Below are 16692 nucleotides of genomic sequence, written 5' to 3'. Positions count from 1 at the left end.
AACGCTGTCCTTAGTTAATGAGCTACCTTCAACCATAGCGCAAGCCGGGACATGACTTCATCCTCTCAGTCCGTTTTCCGTGAAGATTCGTCAAAAAAATAGGTCGCGTACCACCCATACGTAATTATTAATAACTCATTGATTAACAACAGATTAAATCGACATTTTTCGGTTAAGTATCTTGATCTCAATGGCGAAACTGCGGATAAGTGGAGGGCAAACCAGGACGTTGCTGATGACTAACGGAGTAGCCAGCCGCTACGGATGGACAAACAGTATCTCGCCTTAAACGGCGCCCTTTTTTTCTGGCTTCTCGCGCTGATCGCCTGGTCTGTCGATGCGATCGTGCCGGCGCGCCTGGCGGCCGCCTGCGCACTGGTCGCCTTTCTCCTCCATAGCCAACGGAACAAAATTAACGCGATGTTTATTAAGAAAAATAAAACGGAACCTCAGACGTCAGAAGTGGCCACGCCTCCGGCAAACAACCCAGAATCCCAGGCGGTCGCCAGCAAAAAACAAGAGACTACGGTCATCGCCAGCGGGGTGCATTTCGTCGGCAATATTGTCGCCAGCGGCCATGTCTATATTCACGGCCAGCTTACCGGCAACATTGAGGCGAAAGAACATCTGATTAAGGTGATGCGTGAAGGTCAGGTCGAGGGCAACATCAGCTGCCGTGAGCTGATTATTGATGGCAAGGTTCAGGGCCAGTGCCGCGGCGACAGCATCACCATTGAGGAGCACGGCAATCTGGATGGCACCCTCGCCTATCGCTCGCTGGCGATTAAAAAGGGCGGCCAGTTCACCGGCAGCGCCGAGGTGCTGGCCGCGGCGGAAAGCAAAAGTCATCTCATCGGCCTGGTTGCGGAAGACGGCGTGATGTCCGCCAGGCCGCAAAGCGCCTGAGGTTGCAGCAAAAAAAAAGCCAGCACCCGGCTGGCTAAAGTAATACTGGAAGCAATGTGAGCAATGTCGTGCTTTCAGGCTTTCCGCAAGGGTCTTCCTGAATGCAGGACAATAATAATCATTCTCATTCGCACTTGTCTATCTTTTTTTTGCAAAAAACGGCATTGACTCCCCGGCTGCCGTCAGAGATGGTGAAGGAGAATCAACCACCAAAAAGAGGACAAGGGAATGAGTGACATAGTGATACGCCATGCCGAACCGCGCGATGCTGAACCTTTACGTATGCTGATGGCGCACCCGGAGGTCTATCATGACACGCTACAGATCCCCTACCCCGCCATGGAAGCCTGGCAGGAGAAGCTACAGCCCAAACCCCATACCTTCCATCTGGTGGCGACGCTGGACGATCGGGTTACCGGGCATCTGTCGCTCCATGTCGAACCGCGCCCTCGTCGCAGCCACGTGGCGACCTTTGGCATGGCGGTTGCCGCCGGCCATCAGGGGCGCGGTATCGGCAGCGCACTGATGCGCGAGATGATCGACCTGTGCGATAACTGGCTGCGCGTTGACCGCATTGAGCTGACGGTGTTCGCTGATAACAAGCCGGCGATTGCGGTGTACAAAAAACACGGATTTGAGATCGAAGGCACCGGCAAGCGTTACGCGCTGCGCAACGGTGAATATGTGGATGCATATTATATGGCGAGAATGAAGTAGCATGTTGCCGGGTGGCGGCTTCGCCTTACCCGACCTGCGTTCGTGCAGTGGTTGGCCCGGTAAGCGCAGCAGCGCCACCGGGCAACATATCAATACCCCGCCGTTAAATCATCCGGCGAACGCGGGTCGGAGGCGCCATACAGCATCCCGTCCGGCCCCACCATAATGCTCTGAGTGCTGCCCATCGCCTCTTTCAGCGCCACTTTCTGCCCTTTCGCCTCCAGCAGCTTCAGGGTATCCGGACTAAAGCCTTTCTCCACCCGCAGCTCATCCGGCAACCATTGATGATGGAAGCGCGGGGCGTTGGTGGCTTCTGCGACGTTCATCCCGAAATCGATGGTATTGACCACCATCTGCAGCACAGTGGTGATGATCCGGCTGCCGCCCGGGCTGCCGGTCACCAGCCAGGTTTTGCCGTCTTTCACCACAATGGTCGGCGACATCGACGACAGCGGGCGTTTTTTCGGCTCCACCGCATTGGCGTCGCCGCCCACCAGGCCATAGACGTTAGGTACGCCGGGCTTCGCCGAGAAATCATCCATCTGGTTATTCAGCAGAATGCCGGAGTCCCCCGCCACAATGCCGGTGCCGAAGGTGGTATTCAACGTATAGGTCACCGCCACCGCATTGCCGTCTTTATCGACCACCGAGAAGTGGGTGGTCTGGTTGCTTTCATAGGGCGCCAGCTTGCCCGGGCGGATCTGGCTGGAAGGCTTCGCCTTATTGACGTCGATCTCGGCGGCAATCGCTTTGGCGTAGGCTTTGCTGGTCAGCGCCTGCCACGGCACTTTGACGAAGTCAGGGTCGCCGAGATATTCAGAGCGGTCGGCATAGGCGTGTTTCTCCGCCTCCGCCATCACCTGCATAGCGTCGGCGCTGCCAAAGCCATATTTCTGCAGATCGAAATTTTCGAGGATATTGAGGATCTGCACGATGTGGATCCCGCCGGAGGAGGGCGGCGGCATAGAGTAGATCTCATACCCGCGATATTCGCCTCTAATCGGCGTGCGCTCCACGGCCTTATAGTTAGCGAGGTCGGCTTTGGTGATAAGCCCGCCGTGCTTTTTCATCTCGTCCGCGATCTGGTCGGCAATAGCGCCTTTATAGAAGGCATCCGGACCGTGCTCGGCAATCAGCTCGAGGCTTTTCCCCAGGTTCTTCTGTACCAGCCGGTCGCCCTTCTTCAGCGGCTCGCCGTTCTTCCAGAAGATCGCTTTACTGTTTTCGTGCTGCGGGATCACTTCGCTGCCGTAGGTCTTCAGATCGTCCGCCAGCGCATCGTTAACAATAAAGCCCTCTTCCGCCAGCTTGATTGCCGGGCGGATCACTTTGTTCAGCGGCATGGTGCCGTATTTTTCCAGGGCAAGAGAGAAGCCCGCCACGCTGCCTGGCGTGCCAGAGGCCAGATGCGAGGTGAGCGATTTTTTACTGTCCGGGTTACCCTGGTCGTCGAGGAACATGTCGCGGGTGGCCTGCTCTGGCGCCATTTCGCGGAAATCGATCGCCGTAGTCTTGCCGTCTTTCGTCCGCAGCATCATAAAACCGCCGCCGCCAATATTCCCCGCCTGCGGATGAGTGACCGCCAGCGCGTAGCCAACCGCCACCGCCGCATCGACAGCGTTGCCGCCCTGGCGCAGAATATCCACCCCGACGCGGGTGGCCAGCGCATCCACCGAGGCCACCATGCCCTGCCGGGCGCGCACCGGGTGGAATACATCCTCCTCTACGCCATAAGAGACCGGCGGCGGCGGCGGTGGACTGGCGGCGACGGTAAAACTACCGCCCGCCAGCAACGCAGCGATGACCACCTGACGCCAGATTGTTGTTTTTATCATTGTCTTACTCCTGATAGGTAGGTTTCATTCCCCGCTTAAGCCTGGTTGATAACTCCTAAAAAATCATTGTTATGGCGGATTCGAGGTACACTTAAGTGATCCCACGCACGGGAGGAGAAAACCATGAAAGCGATGTTATTTCTGGCGGCGCTGATGCCGCTCGGCGTTTTAGCCCAGCCAATCAATATTGATAACAACCCCAACCAGCCGGGTTACGTGGTCCCCAGCCAGCAGCGCATGCAAAATGAGATGAAGGTGCAGCAACAGCAGCAACAGAGCATGCTGAAGCAGAATCTGAACAATCAGACTCGCTCCCAGCAGCAGCATCTGCAAAACCAGCTGCAGACCAATCAGCAGCGCGCGGCGCAGGGCGGGAATCTCAATCCGCCGCAGCAGGTGCTGCCGAACAACAACGGAGGGATGCTGCGGCAGACCAACCCGTAAAGGCCAGCCGCCGCGCAGCGGTTATTAAGGCTGGAAATGGGGCCCGATGACGTCAATGGCATCGGTGCAGATGCAGTCTACGCCCCAGCGCAGCAGCTCGGCGGCGCGCTGGGGTTTGTTAACGGTATACACCAGGATATGCAGGCCGGCCTGTTTCAGGCTTGCCACCCGCCCGGCGTCCAGCAGCTTGTGGTTAAGGTGAATGGAGACGCAGCCCAGCCGGGTGGTCAACTCCCGCCAGTCCTCACGCCACTCATCCAGCAACAGCCCGCGCGGTAGCTCGGGGGCGGCTTCCTGCGCCGCTTCCAGGGCATCGATTTCAAACGACGACAGCAGCGGCGCGGTCATTCCCGCCCACAGCTCCCGCGCCGCCAGGGCCACCACGTTGCCGGTCTGCGGCCCAAGGCCGGTGGTCGGTTTAATTTCGATATTCGCCATCATGCCGTGACGGCGGCAGCGCTCCGCCACCTGGGAGAGCAGCGGCAGCGGCTCGCCCTTAAATTCACGGCTGAACCAGCTACCGGCATCCACCTTCAGCAGATCGTCCCATGGCAGCTCCCCCGCCACGCCCCAGCCGTTGCTGGTGCGTTCGAGATTATCGTCATGCAGCAGAAAGATCTGCCCGTCCTTTGACAGCTTGGCGTCAAATTCAATCATCGTGTGCCCGTAGCGAGCGCCGACGTCGATAGCCGCCAGGGTGTTCTCCGGCGCCAGTTTACCGCCGCCGCGATGGGCGACGATACGGGGATAAGGCCAGTTACTCATGCGCGTTGTCCTGTTTCACCATCAAAGAGGTGCAGATGTTCCAAAGGCAGATGCAGCCATAGCGTGCTGCCTGCCGCCGGGCGCTGCTGGTGCGGCAGTCTGACCACCAGCTTCTGTTCGCCCCAGCGCCCGTGGGCAAGGTTATCGGCGCCTAAAATTTCCAGGGAGTCCATCAGCAGCGGAATGCCGCCTTGCGCCTGCGAGCTTAAGATAAAATGCTCCGGGCGGATACCGAGGGTCATTTTACGCCCGGCGTGGCGCCGGTGCTCATGATTCGTCGGCAGCTGGATGCCGCCCGCCAGCTCAAAGCGACCGCCGTCATCGCTGATGCGCCCTTCCAGCAGGTTCATGGCCGGGCTGCCGATAAAGCTCGCCACAAAGCGGCTGGCCGGCTTCTCATACACTTCCACCGGGGTGCCGATCTGCTCGGCAACGCCTTTATTCATCACCATCACCCGCTGAGCGAGGGTCATCGCCTCCACCTGATCATGGGTAACGTACAGCGAGGTGGTTTTCAGGCGGCGATGCAGCTGCTGCAGCTCAAGACGCATCTGCACGCGCAGCTTGGCGTCGAGGTTTGATAACGGTTCGTCGAAGAGGAATACCGCCGGGTCACGCACGATGGCGCGGCCCATCGCCACGCGCTGGCGCTGGCCGCCGGAGAGCTCGCGCGGGCGGCGCTTGAGCAGGCCGTCCAGCTCAAGAATACGCGCCGCCTCCTGCACCCGCTCGGCGATCAATCCCTTACCCATGCCGCGGATCTTCAGCCCCCACGCCATGTTCTCTTCCACGCTCATATGCGGATAAAGGGCATAGTTCTGGAACACCATGGCGATGCCGCGATCCTTCGGCTCCATCTCGGTGACCCGCTTGCGGTCGATCCAGATATCGCCGCTGGTCACCCGCTCCAGTCCGGCGACCATCCGCAGCAGCGTTGATTTCCCGCAGCCCGACGGGCCGACCATGACGATAAATTCCCCGTCCGCCACGTCCAGCGTCAGCGGTTGAATCACCTGGGTTTTGCCATCCCAGCTTTTGCTTACTGCCTGTAGTTTTAAACCAGCCATTTTATTTCTCACTATCGACCAGGCCACGCACAAATGCGCGCTGCATGGCTAAAACGATGACAACCGGCGGGATCAGGGTCAGCAGCATCGCCGCCATCACCTGATTCCACTGGGTAGTACCTTCGCCGGTGGCGATCATGCCTTTGATGCCGGCGACGGCGGTGCCAAGATTCACATCCTGAATAATCAGCAACGGCCACAGATACTGGTTCCAGCCGTAGATAAAAGTGATGACGAACAGCGCCGCGAGGTTGGTTTTCGACAGCGGCAGCACGATGTCGCGAAAGAAGCGCATCGGCGAAGCGCCATCGATACGCGCCGCTTCAATCAGCTCGTCCGGCAGGGTCATAAAGAACTGGCGGAACAGGAAGGTGGCGGTGGCTGAGGCCATTAGCGGCAGCGTAAGCCCGGCGTAGCTGTCGAGCATGTTGAGATTGGCGATCACTTCCACCGTCGGGAAAATACGCACCTCGACCGGCAGCATTAGCGTGATAAAAATCATCCAGAAGAACAGGTTACGCAGCGGAAAGCGGAACCAGACGATGGCGAACGCCGACAGCATCGACACGACGATTTTGCCCACCGTAATGGCGAACGCCATGATGAAGCTGTTGAGCATCATCAGCCAGAACGGCGCGCTGTTGACGCCAACGCCGTTCACCCAGATGGTCTTCATGTTCTCCAGCAGATGTCCGCCGGGGATCAGCGTCATCGGCGTTTCGAACACCGATTGGTTATCCAGCGTCGCCGCCACGAAGGCGACGTACAGCGGGAATAAAATGACGGCGATGCCCAGAATCAGCATGGTGTGGCTGAAAATCGTCAGCCCGCGACGGTTCTCAATCATTGGTAACGCACCTTACTTTCAACGTAACGGAACTGCACCACCGTCAGGATAATGACGAGGAACATCAGCACCACCGACTGCGCGGCGGAAGCGGAAAGATCGAGCCCGGCGAAACCTTCGCGATAGATTTTGTAAATCAGGGTGGTGGTCGCCTGCACCGGGCCGCCGGCGGTGGCGGCATCGATCACCGGGAAGGTGTCGAAGAAGGCGTAAACCAGGTTGACCACCAGCAGGAAGAAACTCACCGGCGCAATCAGCGGCAGCGCCAGCCTGAAGAAGCGGCGGATTGGCCCGGCGCCGTCGATAGCGGCAGCCTCAACCAGCGAACGCGGGATCGACTGGAGCGCGGCGAAGAAAAACAGGAAGTTGTAACTTATCTGCTTCCATACCGAGGCGAAGACCACCAGGAACATCGCCTGGCCGCTGTTCTGCGCGTGGTTCCAGTCGTAGCCCAGCTCGCCGAGGAAATGGGTGATCAGCCCGCGCCCGGGGTTAAAGAGGAAGATCCACAGCACCGCCGCCACCGCGGGGGCCACGGCATACGGCAGCAGCATCAGGGTCTGATAGAAGCGGCTGCCGCGCACCACGTAGTCGACCAGCGCAGCGAAAAAGAGCGAAATAAGCAGGCCGCTGACGGTCACCAGGGCGCTGAATTTGATAGTGGTCCAGAACGAGTCCAGATAGTACGGGTCATGGAACAGCGCCACGAAGTTATCCAGGCCGACAAACTGGCTGGACAGGCCAAACGGATCGACGCTCTGCAGCGAATACCACAGCGCTTCGCCCGCGGGCCAGATAAAGAAAATCAGCGTGATAATCAGCTGCGGCGCGACCAGGACATAGGGCAGCCAGCGCGAGCGGAATACCGGACGGGATGATGACATTGAGATTGGGTTCCTGAACAATGCCGGGTGGCGGCTACGCCCTACCCGGCCTACATAAGGCACATCGTAGGCCCGGTAAGCGCAGCGCCACCGGGCAAGTTACAGATTACGATTTGGTCGCTTGTTCGAAGCGGCGCAGCAGCTGATTCCCACGCTGAACGGCGGAATCCAGCGCCTGTTGCGGGGTTTTCTTGCCGGTCCACACGCTCTCCAGCTCTTCATCGACGATGGTGCGGATTTGCGGCATGTTGCCCAGACGCAGGCCTTTGGTGAACGGCAACGGCGGCTTGTTCAGCATCTGGCGCGTGGCGATATCGGCGCCCGGGTTCTTATCATAGAAGCCCTGCTGGCGGGTCAGATCGTAGGCCGCGGTGGTGATCGGCAGATAGCCGGTTTTCTGGTGCCATTCAGCGGCATTTTCCGGTTTGGTCAGGAAGTCGAGGAACTTCGCCACGCCGGTGTAGGTCTCTTTGTCTTTACCCTGCATCACCCACAGGCTGGCCCCGCCGATGATGGCGTTCTGCGGCGCGCCTTTCACGTCGGCATCGTAAGGCATCATGCCGACGCCGTAGTTAAATTTGGCGTACTGGCGGATATCGGCCAGCGAGCCGGACGAGGCAGTGGTAATGGCGCAGTCGCCGTTATAGAACTTTTCGGTGGACTCGTCTTTACGCCCGAAGTAGCTGAAATCGCCCTTCTTGTTCATCTCTTCGAGCAGCGCGATATGCTTCACCTGCTCCGGCTTGTTGAACTCAAGAACCGCGTCGGTGCCGTCAAAGCCATTGTTTTTCGTCGCCACCGGCAGACCGTGCCAGGCGCTGAAGTTCTCAATCTGGATCCAGCCCTGCCAGCCGCTGGCGTAGCCGCACTTCATCCCGGCGGCTTTCAGCTTCGCGGTGTAGGCCGCCAGATCCTGCCAGGTCTTCGGCGGCTGCTCTGGATCTAAACCGGCTTTTTTGAAGGCGTCTTTGTTGTAGTACAGCACCGGCGTGGAGCTGTTAAACGGCTGGGAGAGCAGATGGCCGGTTTTCGAATCGGTGTAATACCCGGCGACCGTCGGCACAAACTGCGATTCATCAAACGTGATGCCCGCCTCGCTGAACACCTGGTAGACCGGCTTAATGGCTTTTGACGCCATCATGGTGGCGGTACCCACTTCATACACCTGCAGGATCGCCGGCGCGTTGCCGGTACGGAAGGCGGCGATACCGGCGCTCAGGCTCTGTTCATAGTTGCCCTTGTATACCGGAACGATTTTGTAATCAGGATTGGCCGCGTTAAAGCGTTGCGCCAGAGAATCCACTTCTTTACCCAGTTCGCCTTCCATTGAGTGCCAGAACGGGATGGTGGTAACCGCCAGGGCCTGACCGGCAAAAGCCAGGCTCAGCGCCAGTCCTAAAGCTGTATGTCGTAACGATATCATCGGTTATCTCTCTTGTTGTGCCGGATGCGCGATTTCACGCGTTTTATGCTCGCGGGGTAACATGACATGTTCGAATTACAGAAAAATAACTTTTTTATTACAAAAAAAAGATAGTAACGGGTCAGAGAGATGACAAGCCGATGAAAGGACGGGGGAAGTAAAGTGGGAGCTGAGACACGGATAATAGTTGTGCGATCGGCTCCCGGGGTCGGCGCAAGCGCCTCACCCGGGCTACTATCCGGCGAAGTGAATGACGCCGGGTTGCGATGAATTAACCGCCGAGATAGGCGCTGCGCACCGCCTCGTTGGCCAGCAGCGCGTCGCCGGTATCCTCCAGCACCACGTGGCCGTTCTCCAGCACGTAGCCGCGATCGGCCAGCTTCAGCGCCTGGTTGGCGTTCTGCTCAACCAGGAAGATAGTCATCCCCTGCTCGCGCAGCTGCTCGATGGTATCGAAGATCTGCTGAATGATGATCGGCGCCAGCCCCAGCGACGGTTCATCCAGCAGCAGCAGACGCGGCTGGCTCATCAGGGCGCGGCCGATGGCCAGCATCTGCTGTTCGCCGCCGGACATGGTGCCGGCGCGCTGGATACGGCGCTCGTGCAGACGCGGAAACAGCTCATACACCCATTTGATGCGGGTCTGGAACTGATCGCGGTCGGCAAAAAAACCGCCCATCGCCAGGTTCTCTTCCACCGTCATTCGCGAAAAGACGCGCCGCCCTTCCGGGACGATCGCCACCGCCTCGCGCATGATCTTCGCCGTCTGCCAGTCGGTAATATCCTTACCGTCAAAGACAATACGCCCGCTGGAGGCGCGCGGATCGCCGCACAGCGTGCCGAGCAGGGTGGTTTTCCCCGCGCCGTTGGCGCCGATAAGCGTGACGATCTCGCCCTGTTTGATATGCAGGCTGACGTTGTGCAGCGCCTGAATCTTGCCGTAGTGGGCGCTGACGTTGTCAAAAGTTAACATCGCGTTTTCCATCTTATGCCTCACCAAGGTATGCGCGGATCACGTCCGGGTTATTACGAATCTCTTCCGGCGTCCCGTTGGCCAGCGGTGTCCCCTGGTTCACGACGTAGATGCGATCGGAAATGCCCATCACCAGCTTCATATCGTGTTCGATAAGCAGGATGGTGGTGTTGTGATGGTTACGCAGCTCGGCGATAAGCTCGTCCAGCTCTTTGGTCTCTTTCGGGTTCAGCCCCGCCGCCGGTTCATCGAGCATCAGAATTTCCGGCTGGGTGACCATGCAGCGGGCAATCTCCAGCCGGCGCTGGTCGCCATAGGCCAGGTTGCTGGCCTGCCGGTTAGCGTGCTCCAGCAGGCCGATACGCTCAAGCCAGGTGGCCGCGCGGTCCAGCGCTTCGCTCTGCGCCCGACGGAAGGCCGGCGTTTTCAGCAGGCCGGAGAAGAGCCCGGTTTTCAGCTGCTGATGTTGCGCCACCAGCAGGTTTTCAATGACCGTCATTTCGCGGAACAGGCGCACGTGCTGGAAGGTCCGCACCACGCCCATCCGGGCAATCTGCTGGCCCGGCAGCCCTTCCAGATGCTGGTCGCGCAGCAGAATGGTGCCGCCGGTGGGCTTGTAAAAACCGGTCAGGCAGTTAAAGACGGTGGTCTTCCCGGCGCCGTTGGGGCCGATCAGCGAGACGATCTCGCGCTCTTTGAGCTCCAGCGACACATTGTTGACGGCCAGCAGACCGCCGAAACGCATCATCAGGCCGCTGACGGATAATAATGGCTGACTCATGCCTGCTCTCCTTTCGCCTGACCGTTTTTCAGCTTCAACTGCACGCGCGTCATTGGCAGAAGCCCCTGCGGACGCCAGATCATCATCAGCACCATCAGACCGCCGAGCATTAACATGCTGTATTCGTTAAAGTCACGCATCAGCTCACGCGACACCACCAGCAGAATAGCCGCCAGGATCACCGCAAACTGCGAGCCCATCCCGCCCAGCACGACGATCGCCAGTACAAAGGCGGACTCGGCGAAGGTAAAGGATTCCGGGCTGACGAAGCCCTGGCGCGCGGCGAACAGCGTCCCGGCGAAGCCGGCAAACGCGGCGCTGATGGTAAAGGCGGTCAGCTTGATGCGCGTCGGGCTCAGGCCCAGCGAACGACAGGCGATCTCATCTTCACGCAGCGCTTCCCACGCCCGCCCCAGCGGCATCCGCAGCAGGCGGTTGATAACGAACAGGCTCAGCACCACCAGCAGCAGCGCCACCAGATAGAGGAAAATGACCCGGTCGGAGGGATCGTATTTGACGCCGAAGAAGTTGCTGTAGGTATCCCAGCCGCCTTCGCGGGCGCTGCGGCTGAATTCGAGGCCAAAGAAGGTCGGTTTCGGGATCTGGCTGATGCCGTTTGGCCCGCCGGTGATTTCGGTATTGTTGAGCAGCAGAATACGCACGATCTCGCCGAAGCCTAAGGTCACGATCGCCAGGTAGTCGCCGCGCAGACGCAGCACCGGGAAGCCAAGCAGGAAGCCAGCCGCCGCGGAGACCAGGCCGGCCAGCGGCAGACAGGTCCAGAAGCCGAGACCGTAATAGTGGTTCAGCAGCGCGAAGGTATACGCGCCGATGGCGTAGAACCCGCCGTAGCCCAGGACCAGCAGGCCGGAAAGGCCGACCACCACGTTCAGCCCAAGGCCGAGAATGATATAGATCATCGTCAGGGTGGCGATATCCACCGTACCGCGCGACACCATAAACGGCCAGGCCACGGCAATCACCAGCAGGGCTATCAGGAACAACTTCTGCTTCACCGTCGAGCCGTCAATCGCCGGCATAATAAACTTCGGCCCGGAGACGTTCTTAACCGCTTTCTGAAACAGCGGCCGCAGCAGCTGGAAGAAAAAGACCACCGCGGTGCCGATGAAGATCCACTGCCAGCGAATATCGGCGGCGGTATCCACCACCAGTTTGGTGCCGTTCAGCTCCAGCTGCACGCCCATAAAGACGCCCGCCAGAATGAAGAACATCGCAGCAGAGAGCAGCGCCATTGCAATTTGCATCGGTTTCATACTTTTTCCACCTCCGGGCGGCCCAGAATGCCGGTCGGCATCACTAACAGCACCAGAATCAGCAGCGCAAAGGAAACCACATCCTTATATTCGGTGCTGAGATAGGCAGAAGAGAGCGCCTCGGCAATACCCAGGATCAGGCCGCCGATCATCGCGCCGGGGATACTGCCGATACCGCCGAGCACGGCGGCGGTGAAGGCCTTCATCCCGGCCATAAAGCCGATGTAGGGGTTAATCACGCCGTAGAACTGACCCAGCAGCACGCCCGCCACCGCCGCCATCGCTGCGCCGATGACAAAGGTCAGGGCAATGACGCGATCGGTGTTAATGCCAAGCAGGCTCGCCATTTTCAGGTCTTCGGCACAGGCGCGGCAGGCGCGCCCCATCCGCGAGTAGCGAATGAACAGCGTCAGGGCCAGCATGGCGATAAAGGTCACCACCCAGATCACCAGCTGCATGGTGGTGATCGTCGCGGAGAAGCTGTCGCTGTGGCCGACGACCCACTGGCCGTTAAACAGGCTCGGCAGCGCCACGTCGCGGGAGCCCTGGGTCAGGCTGACGTAGTTCTGCAGGAAGATAGACATCCCGATAGCGGAGATCAGCGCAATCAGACGCTTGGAATTACGCACCGGCCGATAGGCCACGCGCTCAATGCTCCAGCCGTAGGCGCTGGCAATCACAATGGCGCCCACGAAGCCGGCGGCGACCAGCAGCCAGCTGGTGTCGATACCCATCATCATCAGCGCGGCGATGATCATGAAGGAGACATAGCTGCCAATCATGTAGACCTCGCCATGGGCGAAGTTGATCATGCCGATAATGCCGTACACCATCGTATAGCCGATGGCGATCAGCGCGTAGGTACTGCCCAGCGTGACGCCGTTAAACATCTGCTGCAGAAAATAGAGAAACTGCTCGGACATAAGGTAACCTTTTTCAAACCGCCCGCGGCTCGCGGGCGGAGGGATAACTCATCTTCAGCGCTTATTTCGCCGCGCTCGAAGAGCCGTCGGCGTGCCACTGGAAGACACCAAACTCAAATCCCTTCAGATCGCCTTTTTCATCCCAGGTCAGCGGCCCAATCACGGTTTTCGCACCGTGCGCTTTCAAATCTTTGATTAAATCCAGCGGCTGCTGGCTGCCGGTTCTGTCCATCGCCTGCGCCAGCGACTGAACCGCGGCGTAAGTGATCCAGACATACGGCCCGCTCGGATCTTTCTTCTCCGCTTTCAGCGCGTTGACGATGGCGCTGTTGGCAGGGTCCTGATCGTAGCGTTTTGGCATCGTCACCAGCATCCCTTCCGCCGCGGCGCCCGCGATATTGGACAGCGAGGCGTTGCCGACCCCTTCCGGCCCCATAAACACGGTTTTCAGCCCCACGGAGCGCGCCTGGCGCAGCATTTGGCCCATTTCCGGGTAGTAACCGCCGTAGTAGACGAAGTCGATGTTCTCTTTCTTCAGGCGCGCCAGCAGCGCGGAGAAATCTTTCTCGCCCGCGGTGATGCCGTCAAAGAAGACGATGTTGGCCCCGGCTTTTTTCAGGTTGTCCTGCACCGAACGCGCCAGCCCTTCGCCGTACTGCTGCTTGTCATGAATGATGGCGATACGCTGCGGTTTGACTTTCTCGACGATATATTTCGCCGCGGTCGGCCCCTGCGAGGAGTCGAGGCCGGCGGTACGCATGATGTACTGATAGCCGCGCTGGGTCAGCTCCGGGTTGGTCGCTCCCGGGGAGATCATCAGGATGCCTTCATCCTCATAGATATCGGAAGCCGGCTGGGTGGAAGAGGAGCACAGGTGGCCGATAACGTACTGAATACCGTCGTTGACGATTTTGTTGGCCACCGCGACCGCTTGCTTCGGATCGCAGGCGTCGTCATATTCGACGGCCACCAGCTTGTCGCCCTTAATACCGCCGCTGGCGTTGATGTCTTTAATCGCCTGACGCGCGCCGTTGAACTCCATGTCGCCCCACTGGGCCACCGGACCCGACATCGCGCCGACCACGGCGACCTTAATATCCTTGGCCATCGCCGCGTGCGACATCGCTAATGCGACAATGCCCGCGACGATGGTTTTCGCGTTCCTTTTCATGCTGCAGAACCCCGTTCGTGATGTGGTGTAAATGTTTTGTATTTTTATGGTTAAAAAGCATTCTGTGCTTTTATTAAACAACGCCATTTTTACCATTGAGTTTAATGGTTTAGCGCAGCTTTTCACTAAAAAACAGATTAAAATCTCTATTTTTCAGTCGATTAAGCAAAGATAATATTCTGTATTTTGCTGAAGATAAACAAAAAAAAGTCCATGCGGCAGCATAAAATAACGATACATAAGGCGGAATAAAACGCTGCACATTAGGTTAAAATCCTGCTTATTTTTCGATCCATGACGGATTGCGCTACCCCAACAACGCCAGGAAAACGAATCCCCTGATGTATGCGCAAAAAACAGCGCTCCGCCAGACAGCAATTTTGGGTACACTGGCGCCTCTGTTTTGCACTGGACTTGCCGCCCATGAAACTGACTATTATCCGTTTACAGCACTTCAGCGATCAGGATCGCATTGATCTGGGGAAAATCTGGCCGTCGCAGGATCTGTCGACGCTGACCCTGGATGAAAACCATCGTCTCTATGCCGCCCGTTTTAACGAGCGCCTGTTGGGCGCTGTGCGCGTTACCCTGCGCGGCGTCGAAGGTGAGCTCAGCGATCTGTGCGTGCGTGAAGTGACCCGCCGCCGCGGCGTCGGGCAATATTTAGTGGAAGAGACATTGCGTGATAACCCGGCGATCAATAGCTGGCGCGTCGCCGACCGCGGGGTGGAAGACCGCGGCGTGATGGCGGCCTTTATGCAGGCGCTCGGCTTTAGCGCCCAGCAGACCGGTTGGGAAAAGCATTAAGCCGTAGCCCCAATAAGCGGAGCATGGCCAAGGAAGAACCCGGCGGCGCTTCGCTTAGCCGGGCTACCTGGCTTACATCAGTAAATGACCGGGGTTGAGGGGCGCAGACAACGCATTTGCAGCGTGAAAGGCGCCCCACCCATTTAACCCAGCTTTTCGCGTTGCAAAAAGGCGTCAAGACCCGAAATCCCCGGGAACTTACATCAGTAAGTGACCGGGGTTGAGGGGGGCAGACAACGCATTTGCAGCGTGAAAGGCGCCCCACCCATTTAACCCAGCATTTCGCGTTGCAAAAAGGCGTCAAGACCCGAAATCCCCGGGAGCTTACATCAGTAAGTGACCGGGGTTGAGGGATGCAGACAACGCATTTGCAGCGTGAAAGGCGCCCCCACCCATTTAACCCAGCATTTCGCGTTGCAAAAAGGCGTCAAGACCTGAAATCCCCGGGAGCTTACATCAGTAAGTGACCGGGGTTGAGGGGCGCAGACAACGCATTTGCAGCGTGAAAGGCGCCCCCACCCATTTAACCCAGCATTTCGCGTTGCAAAAAGGCGTCAAGACCTGAAATCCCCGGGAGCTTACATCAGTAAGTGACCGGGGTTGAGGGGCGCAGACAACGCATTTGCAGCGTGAAAGGCGCCGGTTAAATTATTTGGCGTCGGTCGCCGTACCGTTAGCATGCCAGGTAAAGACACCGAACTCGAAGCCTTTCAGGTCGCCTTTCTGATCCCACGACAGCGGGCCCATCACGGTGTCTACCGTCGCGCCTTTCAGGTATTTAGCGATTTCCGCCGGATCGTCAGACTGATTCAGGCCAGCCTGCAGCGACTGCAGCGCCGCGTAGGTGGTCCAGACGAAGGCGCCGCTCGGATCCTGTTTCTTCGCCTTGATCGCATCCACGATCGGTTTGTTCGCCGGCACCTGGTCGTAGTTCTTCGGCTTGGTCACCAGCAGGCCTTCCGCCGACTCGCCGGCGATGTTAGACAGGGAGACGTTCGCTACGCCTTCCGGGCCCATAAACTGGGTTTTCAGACCGGCAGCGCGGGCCTGACGCAGGATCTGGCCCATTTCCGGGTGGTAACCGCCGTAGTAGACGAAGTCGATATTCTCTTTCTTCAGGCGCGCCACCAGAGTGGAGAAATCTTTCTCACCGGCGGTGATCCCGTCGAAGAAGACCACGTTCGCCCCGCCTTTTTTCAGGCCATCCTGCACCGCACGGGCCAAACCTTCGCCGTACTGCTGTTTGTCATGCACGACTGCGATACGCTGCGGCTTCACTTTGTCGAGAATGTATTTCGCCGCGGTTGGTCCCTGGTCGGAGTCCAGACCGGTGGTGCGCAGGATCAGCTTATAGCCGCGCGCGGTCAGCTCAGGCGCGGTCGCAGCGGGGGTGATCATCAGAATGCCTTCGTCTTCATAGATGTCAGACGCCGGCTGAGTGGAAGAGGAGCACAGGTGGCCGATAACGTATTTGATCCCGTCGTTGACCACTTTGTTGGCGACCGCTACCGCCTGTTTCGGGTCGCAAGCGTCATCATATTTTACGATCTGCAGCTTATTGCCCTTAATGCCGCCCTTCGCGTTGATATCCGCTACCGCCTGCTCGGCGCCGGTAAACTCCTGATCGCCGTACTGGGCCACCGGGCCGGACATCGCCCCGACTACCGCGATTTTGATATCTTCCGCTAGCGCCGCGCTGCTCATAACTAAGGCAATACATCCTGCCAGTAACGCTTTACCCTTCATATTCATCCTGAGGCTCCCCATTATTATGGTTTTTGCATTTGTTGTGATGTTGTTTGTTAGCGCATTATTTTGTTTATATCGATAGGAAAAGCATATGATAGCTAACCAACCGGGGGCTGCTCGCGCTTT

Annotated in this window: 16 protein-coding genes; 4 read left to right on the top strand and 12 right to left on the bottom strand. The window is 58.4% G+C overall.

Annotation, left to right across the window (positions count from 1 at the left end; all coding sequences use genetic code 11):
- Positions 1-264 precede the first annotated feature (264 nt).
- A complete protein-coding gene (locus tag LGM20_RS01635) occupies positions 265-906 on the top strand; it encodes a bactofilin family protein (protein WP_023291219.1) in 642 nt (213 codons plus the stop codon).
- A 240-nt stretch (positions 907-1146) separates the two neighbouring features.
- Positions 1147-1623, top strand: a complete 477-nt coding sequence (gene yhhY / locus LGM20_RS01630; RefSeq protein WP_072096665.1) for an N-acetyltransferase — start codon at positions 1147-1149, stop codon at positions 1621-1623.
- An 89-nt stretch (positions 1624-1712) separates the two neighbouring features.
- On the opposite strand, the gene ggt is transcribed toward yhhY, so the two are convergent.
- Complete coding sequence (gene ggt, locus LGM20_RS01625) at positions 1713-3458, bottom strand: gamma-glutamyltransferase (protein WP_044524972.1); 1746 nt, start codon at positions 3456-3458, stop codon at positions 1713-1715.
- 123 nt (positions 3459-3581) lie between these two features.
- On the opposite strand from ggt, the gene LGM20_RS01620 reads away from it, so the two are divergent.
- Positions 3582-3902, top strand: a complete 321-nt coding sequence (locus LGM20_RS01620; RefSeq protein ID WP_023291222.1) for a DUF2756 family protein — start codon at positions 3582-3584, stop codon at positions 3900-3902.
- Between the two features lie 24 nt (positions 3903-3926).
- Here LGM20_RS01620 and ugpQ read toward each other — a convergent pair whose 3' ends face one another.
- From ugpQ to livK, 10 genes are all read right to left on the bottom strand, one after another.
- Positions 3927-4667: a glycerophosphodiester phosphodiesterase gene (ugpQ, locus tag LGM20_RS01615; RefSeq protein ID WP_023291223.1), complete on the bottom strand. Its 741-nt coding sequence runs from the start codon at positions 4665-4667 to the stop codon at positions 3927-3929.
- Positions 4664-5734, bottom strand: a complete 1071-nt coding sequence (locus tag LGM20_RS01610) for a sn-glycerol-3-phosphate import ATP-binding protein UgpC (protein ID WP_023291224.1) — start codon at positions 5732-5734, stop codon at positions 4664-4666. Before LGM20_RS01610 ends, ugpQ begins: the two co-directional genes overlap by 4 nt.
- Before the next feature lies 1 nt (position 5735).
- Positions 5736-6581, bottom strand: coding sequence for a sn-glycerol-3-phosphate ABC transporter permease UgpE (gene ugpE / locus LGM20_RS01605; RefSeq protein ID WP_008806976.1), 846 nt, complete (start codon positions 6579-6581; stop codon positions 5736-5738).
- On the bottom strand, positions 6578-7465 hold the full coding sequence (gene ugpA, locus LGM20_RS01600; protein ID WP_032454247.1) for a sn-glycerol-3-phosphate ABC transporter permease UgpA: 888 nt from the start codon (positions 7463-7465) through the stop codon (positions 6578-6580). Before ugpA ends, ugpE begins: the two co-directional genes overlap by 4 nt.
- A gap of 106 nt (positions 7466-7571) precedes the next feature.
- On the bottom strand, positions 7572-8888 hold the full coding sequence (gene ugpB, locus LGM20_RS01595; protein ID WP_032454248.1) for a sn-glycerol-3-phosphate ABC transporter substrate-binding protein UgpB: 1317 nt from the start codon (positions 8886-8888) through the stop codon (positions 7572-7574).
- Between the two features lie 271 nt (positions 8889-9159).
- The gene (livF, locus tag LGM20_RS01590) at positions 9160-9873 is read right to left on the bottom strand and encodes a high-affinity branched-chain amino acid ABC transporter ATP-binding protein LivF (RefSeq protein WP_004145133.1); all 714 of its coding nucleotides are present in this window, start codon (positions 9871-9873) and stop codon (positions 9160-9162) included.
- Position 9874: 1 nt separating this feature from the next.
- Positions 9875-10642: a high-affinity branched-chain amino acid ABC transporter ATP-binding protein LivG gene (gene livG / locus LGM20_RS01585; RefSeq protein WP_023291227.1), complete on the bottom strand. Its 768-nt coding sequence runs from the start codon at positions 10640-10642 to the stop codon at positions 9875-9877.
- Positions 10639-11916 carry a branched chain amino acid ABC transporter permease LivM gene (gene livM / locus LGM20_RS01580; protein WP_044524973.1) on the bottom strand — a complete coding sequence of 426 codons (1278 nt, stop codon included), beginning with the start codon at positions 11914-11916 and terminating at the stop codon, positions 10639-10641. The genes livG and livM overlap by 4 nt, the downstream gene beginning before the upstream one ends.
- Positions 11913-12839 (bottom strand): high-affinity branched-chain amino acid ABC transporter permease LivH, encoded by a 927-nt coding sequence (gene livH / locus LGM20_RS01575; protein WP_002920807.1) that lies wholly within the window; start codon positions 12837-12839, stop codon positions 11913-11915. Before livH ends, livM begins: the two co-directional genes overlap by 4 nt.
- Positions 12840-12900: 61 nt before the next feature.
- Positions 12901-14010: a high-affinity branched-chain amino acid ABC transporter substrate-binding protein LivK gene (gene livK / locus LGM20_RS01570; protein WP_002920808.1), complete on the bottom strand. Its 1110-nt coding sequence runs from the start codon at positions 14008-14010 to the stop codon at positions 12901-12903.
- Positions 14011-14433: 423 nt separating this feature from the next.
- Here livK and panM point away from each other — a divergent pair, with 423 nt between their 5' ends.
- On the top strand, positions 14434-14817 hold the full coding sequence (gene panM / locus LGM20_RS01565) for an aspartate 1-decarboxylase autocleavage activator PanM (protein ID WP_023291228.1): 384 nt from the start codon (positions 14434-14436) through the stop codon (positions 14815-14817).
- A gap of 648 nt (positions 14818-15465) precedes the next feature.
- Here panM and livJ read toward each other — a convergent pair.
- The gene (livJ, locus tag LGM20_RS01560) at positions 15466-16569 is read right to left on the bottom strand and encodes a branched chain amino acid ABC transporter substrate-binding protein LivJ (RefSeq protein ID WP_002920812.1); all 1104 of its coding nucleotides are present in this window, start codon (positions 16567-16569) and stop codon (positions 15466-15468) included.
- Positions 16570-16692 lie beyond the last annotated feature (123 nt).

The sequence above is a fragment of the Klebsiella quasipneumoniae subsp. quasipneumoniae genome (assembly GCF_020525925.1).
Lineage (GTDB): Bacteria > Pseudomonadota > Gammaproteobacteria > Enterobacterales > Enterobacteriaceae > Klebsiella > Klebsiella quasipneumoniae.
Note: the sequence above shows the minus strand (reverse complement) of the source record. Positions and strands in the feature narration are given on the sequence as shown.